Genomic DNA, 6709 nt, shown 5'->3' on the forward strand with positions numbered 1-6709 from the left:
TAGCGGACGGTGCCTCCGACACGCGCCAGATGTGCCGCGACCTCGCGGAGGTACTGCAGGTAGCTCTCCCGCCCCCCACCTTCGTTGAACTTGAGCAGGTTGATCATCACGACCGGGGCATCGGCTGGCAACGCCTTCAAAGCAGCCAGCTGAGTCGGCCGCTTGTCCACCGGGTCAGTCATCGCTCATCCTCGACACATCGGTATGGCAGCGGCGCCCGGTCAACCGGCCGCACCCTGCCCGACGGCCTGGATGGCCGCGTGTTCGTGCAGCGCCTTCTCGGCTTCATGATGAACGGGCTGGAGGTCGAAGACGACCTCTTTGACGGTTCCGGTGAACGCATACGGGGCTTTGTCCTCGTAGTCGCGGTCCACCACGAGGCCGTTGTCGCGTCCGATGTCCATGCCCGCATACGAGGTGAATGCGATGGGCACCGTCTTGGCCAAGGCACCAGCACCGATCTGCTCGCCATTTGCCGACAGCGTGACCGTTCCGCCGGATCCTGGTGTTGGGGAATCAGATTCGAACAGCATCCGTACGGTCACGTCGCCCGTCGGGATGGCCGTGTCGGAGACCTGACGGTACGTCTCGACGCCGAGGAACGAGTAGGTGTGATTGAGCCGTCGCTGCTCGTCGACCCAGAGTGCGTACCCGCCGATGAAATCGGCGTTGGCGACGATCACACCCTCGGCGCCGGTATCGGGAACGGTGATCCGCGCCTCGATCGCATACGAGCGGCCCTGGATGCGTGGCGCCATGCCCCGCTGGATGTTCTGGACACCGCCCTTGAATGCGAAGCGCGTGTCCGTCGGCAGCGGCGGCAGCAGGCCGAAGAACACCGCCATCCCACCAAGCAACGGCAGCGCCCGGTTGCGTTCGGCCTCATCCCACCACAGCGCCACCAGCTCGGCCACCTTGTTGGGGTTTTCGGCGGCGAGGTCGTGCGCCTGGGAGAAGTCGTCGGGCAGGTAGTACAGCTCCCACACGTCGTCATCGGGGTCGTAAATGCCCGGCGCAAAGCGTGCGATGGTCTGCGGCGAGAAGTCCCACGGCGCCTTGTCCAGCCGCGTGCACGCCCACCAGCCGTCGGAGTAGATGGCGCGACTGCCGAACATCTCGAAGTACTGAACGTTGTGGCGCTCTTCGGCACGCGCGTCGTCGAAGGTGTGGGCGAAACTGGTGCCGTCCATCGGTTCCTGATCGATGCCGTCCACGCTGGTCGGAACCGGCAGCCCGATGAGCTCGAGCACTGTCGGCGCAACATCGATGCAGTGGGCGAACTGGGTGCGCGGCGTGGCGTCGGGCGTGATGTGACCGGGCCAGCTGACGACCATCGGATCGCGGGTGCCGCCGAGGTGGCTGGCCATTTGCTTGCCCCATTGGAACGGGGTGTTGTTGGCGTGCGCCCAGGCCGCCGCGAAGTGCGGCGCGGTGTGCTCGCCGCCCAGTTCCTCGATGCCGCCGTATTGCTCGATGAGCTTCAGCTGGTGCTCGGGGTCGAGCACGACGCCGTTGAGGAACGTCATTTCGTTGAAGGACCCGGTGATGGTGCCTTCCATGCTTGCGCCATTGTCGCCCCAGATGTAGATGACCAGGGTGTTGTCGCGTTCGCCGAGGTCGTCGACCGCGTCCAGCAGTCGGCCGACGTTCCAGTCGGCGTTCTCCGAGAAGCCGGCGAATACCTCCATCTGGCGGGCGTACAACTTCTTCTCTGCGTCGGTCAGGCCGACCCAGGCCGGAAAGATATCGGGGCGCGCCGTCAGTTCGGTGTCGGGCGGAACGATGCCCAGATGCTTTTGTCGGTCAAGCGTCTTCTCGCGGTAGACGTCCCAGCCCTCGTCGAACTTGCCCTTGTACTTATCGGCCCACTCCTTGAACACGTGGTGCGGGGCGTGAGTTGCGCCGGTGGAGTAGTACATCATCCACGGCTTCGTGCTGTCCTGGGCGCGCACCGCGTTCAGCCACTCGACCGCCTTGTCGGTGAGATCGTCGGGAAAGTAATACGGATTGCCGTCCGCTCGAGGGCTGTCCGGCACCCCGATGACGCCATTGTCCTGGGTGATGATCGGGTCGTACTGGCCGGCGGCGCCGGACAAGAATCCCCACCAGTGGTCGAAACCCCAGGCCTGCGGCCAACGGTCGAACGGGCCCGCGGCACCCTGGACGTTGTCCGGGGTCAGATGCCATTTACCGAAACCGCCTGTCACATAGCCATTGTCACGTAGGACGCGCGGCAGCGAAGCGCAACTGCGCGGCAGGCAGGCGCTGTAACCAGGGAACGGACCTGGATATTCGGCGATCGAACCGAAGCCGACACGGTGATGGTTGCGCCCCGTCAGCAGCGCCGCCCGCGTTGGTGAACACACCGCGGTGACGTGAAAGCGGTTGTAGGTCAGTCCATTTTCGGCCACTCGACGCAGCGTCGGCGTACTGATTGCTCCGCCGAAGGCGTCCGGGCCACCGAAGCCTGCGTCGTCGATCAGGACGAGCAGGACGTTCGGCGAGTTGTCGGGGGCCGTGACTCCAGCGGCAATGGACCAGTCGCCCGTCGACTCGGCCACCGTACGTCCGGCCACGCCGCCGAACGCGCGATCGGCGATCGGCAGCGTGGTTCGGTCTGGACTGAACTCGGTCATGACGATCTCCTCACAAGACGAAGTGCCGAAGGGTATCGGCGACCAAACCCAAGCCTCCACGAGGTCGCGCCGTCAGCCCAGAGTCAAAGGTCACCTCCGTGCGGCGACAGCGTGCGCTCGCTGACGAACTCCCGGCGCTGGCCGCTGAGTGGGTCGTCGAACGCCAGCGTGTGTGCGAGCAGCTGCAGCGGCCGGGAGAAATCGTCGGATGCCACGTCGATCACGCTCGGATACAACGGGTCGTTGACGAGCGGCAGCCCGATCGACGCCATGTGCACCCGCAGCTGGTGGGTGCGACCGGTCTTCGGCGTCAGGCGATAGTGCCCACCACCAAGGTGTTCGACAAACGTCTCCGCATTGGGCTCCCCAGGCTCCTCGACAGCCTGCAAATGACCGCGCCGCTTGATGATTCGACTTCGAAGCACAGTGGGCAGCTCGAGCCTCGGAGCATCGTCCGCGCGCGCCAGGTACGTCTTGTGCACCTCCGCTCGGGCGAACGCGCTCTGGTATGCGCCACGCACCTCGCGGCGCGCGGTGAACAGCAGCACTCCCGCCGTCAGCCGGTCCAGTCGGTGGGCCGGTGACAACTCCGGAAGCTTCAATGAACGCCGGAGTTTCACCAACGCGGTCTGCGCGACGTGGCCACCGCGCGGCATGGTGGCCAGGAAGTGCGGCTTGTCGACCACGACGATGTCGTCGTCGCGGTGAAGGATCGGGATCTCAAAGGGGACGACGGCTTCGATCGGCAGCGCTCGGTAGAGGTACACGTACGCGCCGTCGGGCAGCACCGTCTCTACGGTGACGACGGTGCCGTCGGCGCAGACCACCTCTCCGGCAAGCACTTTCGCACCAGCCTCGGACCCGAACCGCTCGGTCAGCTCGGCAAGGACGTGCCCGCCTCGCAACCGCACCCGCGCAGGCCCAATGCCATCGCGGTCGGGCAGCGGCGCAGGACGCCTCAAGTCAAGGGCACCGGCTCGAGGATCTCGGCCCGCGCCTCGGGAGCCGCAACGCGCAACGCGTCGGCCGACTCGTCGTCGGGCTGAGTCTGCGACAGCACTTCGGCCTCGACGCGCGACAGGTAGGTGGCCACCTCGCGGTCGACGTCCTCGGCGCTCCAACCAAGTACGGGGGCAACGACTTCGGCAACCTCTCGCGCGCAGTCAACCCCACGGTGCGGGTACTCGATCGCGATCCGCATCCGTCGCGCCAGGATGTCCTCCAGATGCAGGGCACCCTCGGCTGCCGCCGCGTACCACGCCTCGACCTTCAGATACACGGGTGCTTCGGTGATGGGAGTCAACAACTCTGGACGTCCCTCGGCCATCGCGAGCACCTCGCCGATGAGCGAACCGTAGCGGTCCAGCAGATGCCGTACGCGATATGGGTGCAGGTTGTAGTGCGCGCCGACGTGTTCGGTCTGGTTGATCAGGGCGAAGTACCCGTCGGCGCCCATGAGCGGCACCTTCTCGGTGATCGACGGCGCCACCCTGGTCGGGACGAACACACTGGCCGCGTCGATGGCGTCCTCGCCCATCACCCGATAGGTCGTGTACTTGCCCCCGGCGATCGCGACCAGACCCGGCGACGGCGTCGCCACGGCGTGCTCGCGCGACAGCTTCGAGGTCTCCTCGCTCTCACCGGCCAGCAGCGGCCGCAGGCCTGCGTAGACGCCGTCGATGTCGTCGTGGTTCAGCGGTGTGGCCAGCACGGTGTTGACCGTCTCGAGGATGTAGTCGATGTCGGCCTTGGTGGCCGCGGGGTGCGCCAGATCGAGGTTCCAGTCGGTGTCGGTCGTGCCGATGATCCAGTGCGTGCCCCACGGAATGACGAACAGCACCGACTTCTCGGTCCGCAGGATGATCGCCACTTCACTGACTATGCGGTCGCGAGGCACCACGACGTGGACACCCTTGGACGCCCGCACGCGAAAGCGTCCGCGCTGCTTCGATAGAGCTTGGATCTCATCGGTCCAGACGCCGGTGGCATTGACGACCACGTGCCCGCGGACGTCGGTGACCGCACCGTCCTCGGAGTCGCGCACCCGCACGCCCGTCACCCGGTCCCCTTCACGCAACAACGCAACCACCTGCGTGGAGGTCCGCACCACTGCGCCGTAATGCGCTGCGGTGCGCGCCACCATCATGGTATGCCGGGCGTCGTCGACCACGGTGTCGTAGTAGCGGATACCACCGATCAGCGAACTCCGCTTGAGCCCCGGCGCCAGGCGCAGAGCACCGGCCTTGAGCAAGTGCTTCTGCGCAGGAACGGATTTCGCGCCACCCAGTTGGTCGTAGAGGAAGATGCCTGCCGCCACGTAGGGCCGCTCCCACAACCGCTTGGTCAGGGGGAACAGGAACGGCAGCGGCTTGACGAGGTGGGGCGCCAACGTCGTCAGCGACAGTTCGCGCTCGTGCAGGGCCTCGCGGACGAGCCCGAACTCGAGTTGCTCGAGGTAACGGAGGCCGCCGTGGAACATCTTCGAGGACCGGCTCGACGTGCCGGACGCGAAGTCGCGAGCCTCGACGAGCGCCACCTTGAGGCCGCGGGTGGCGGCATCGAGCGCCGCGCCGGCGCCGACGACACCACCGCCGATGACGACGACGTCGAACTGCTCGCTGCCCAGGCGTTCCCAAGCCTGGGCACGCCATTCGGGGCCAAGAAGGGTCTGCCCGTTGCCCGGACCGGGTATCGGGTCACTCACGCCAGGGACTCCTCTTGTTACTCGTCGGCAGGCGTTACGACTCCGAGCCTACTTGGCTTCAGTCCAAATCGTCGTGGGCCATCAACCGGCGGGCAGCCTCGACCGTCGAACCGGATAGCGACGGATACACCGACAACGTCTGCGCGAGGTCCGTCACGGAGATTCGGTTCTGCACCGCCAGCGCGATCGGCAGGATCAGTTCGGAGGCGATCGGCGCGACGACGACGCCACCGATGACGACGCCGGTGGCCGGGCGACAGAAGATCTTGACGAAGCCCCGGCGCAGCAGTGACATCTTGGCGCGGGCGTTGGTGGTCAGCGGCAGCATGATCGTGCGTGCGGGCACGGTGCCGTTGTCGATCGCCGTCTGCGGCACGCCCACCGCAGCGATCTCGGGGTGGGTGAAGACGGCGGCGGCAACCGTGCGCAGCCGGATGGGCGACACCCCCTCGCCGAGCGCGTGGTACATCGCGATGCGGCCCTGCATGGCGGCCACCGACGCCAGGGGCAAGAGCCCGGTGCAATCGCCCGCGGCATAGATGCCCGATGCCGACGTCCGCGAGACACGGTCCACCGCAAGGTAATTGCCAGGGCCGAGGTCGATGCCTACCTTCTCGAGCCCGAGCCCTTCGGTGTTGGGGACCGACCCGACGGTCATCAGGGCGTGGCTGCCCTCGACCGTGCGCCCGTCGGCCAATGCGACCACGACGCCGTCCGAGGTGCGGGTGACGGTGTCCGCGCGCGCATTCTTGACCAGCTTCACACCGCGTTCGGCGAACGCCTCCTCCAGCACCGCGGCGGCATCGGAGTCCTCGTGCGGCAGGATCTGGTCGCGGCTGGCCACCACGGTGACCTTGACGCCCAGCTCCGTGTAGGCGTTGCAGAACTCGGCACCCGTCACACCCGAGCCGACGATGACGAGATGTGCGGGAAGCTCGGTCAGGTCATAGAGCTGACGCCAGTTCAGAATGCGGTTGGCGTCGGGCATGGCGTTCGGGAGAACCCGGGGGCGCGCACCGGTGGCTATCAACACGACGTCGGCCTTGAGCACGCCGACCTTGCCGTCGGATGTGGTGACCTTCACACGGTGGTGCGCCATGCCGGGAATGTCGTCGACCAGCTCGCCACGGCCGTGCACGATCGTGACATTCTCCCGCAAGAGGTTGGAGCCGATGTCAGCGGATTGTGACCGCGCCAGTGTCTTCACGCGGTTGTGGATCTGCGGCAGCGAGATCTTGGCGTCCTCGATCTTGATGTCGAAGCCCAGCCCGTCGGCGCGGCGCAGCTCGGTGCGCACGCCGGTCGATGCGATGAACGTCTTGGACGGCACGCAATCCCAGAGCACGCACGCGCCGCCGATGCCGTCCGA

At 66.4% G+C, this 6709-nt stretch carries 4 protein-coding genes and 1 pseudogene; all 5 read right to left on the bottom strand.

Annotated features, from left to right (window positions below; genetic code table 11):
* Nucleotides 1-182: pseudogene (locus VET27_RS19800) on the bottom strand (DUF1330 domain-containing protein); the annotation flags it as partial.
* 39 nt (nucleotides 183-221) lie between these two features.
* On the bottom strand, nucleotides 222-2636 hold the full coding sequence (locus tag VET27_RS19805; RefSeq protein WP_526521200.1) for an arylsulfatase: 2415 nt from the start codon (nucleotides 2634-2636) through the stop codon (nucleotides 222-224).
* Between the two features lie 83 nt (nucleotides 2637-2719).
* Nucleotides 2720-3598, bottom strand: a complete 879-nt coding sequence (locus VET27_RS19810) for a pseudouridine synthase (RefSeq protein WP_526521202.1) — start codon at nucleotides 3596-3598, stop codon at nucleotides 2720-2722.
* Nucleotides 3595-5340, bottom strand: a complete 1746-nt coding sequence (locus tag VET27_RS19815) for a glycerol-3-phosphate dehydrogenase/oxidase (protein WP_526521204.1) — start codon at nucleotides 5338-5340, stop codon at nucleotides 3595-3597. Before VET27_RS19815 ends, VET27_RS19810 begins: the two co-directional genes overlap by 4 nt.
* Before the next feature lie 58 nt (nucleotides 5341-5398).
* A partial coding sequence (locus tag VET27_RS19820; RefSeq protein ID WP_526521206.1) for an NAD(P)H-quinone dehydrogenase occupies nucleotides 5399-6709 on the bottom strand: 1311 nt, incomplete at its 5' end.

This window comes from Mycobacterium sp., from assembly GCF_035633495.1.
Lineage (GTDB): Bacteria > Actinomycetota > Actinomycetes > Mycobacteriales > Mycobacteriaceae > Mycobacterium.

Excerpts from the sequence above, each read along its gene's own strand:
- VET27_RS19805 (WP_526521200.1), bottom strand. The coding sequence starts at position 2,636 with ATGACCGAGTTCAGTCCAGACCGAACCACGCTGCCGATCGCCGATCGC.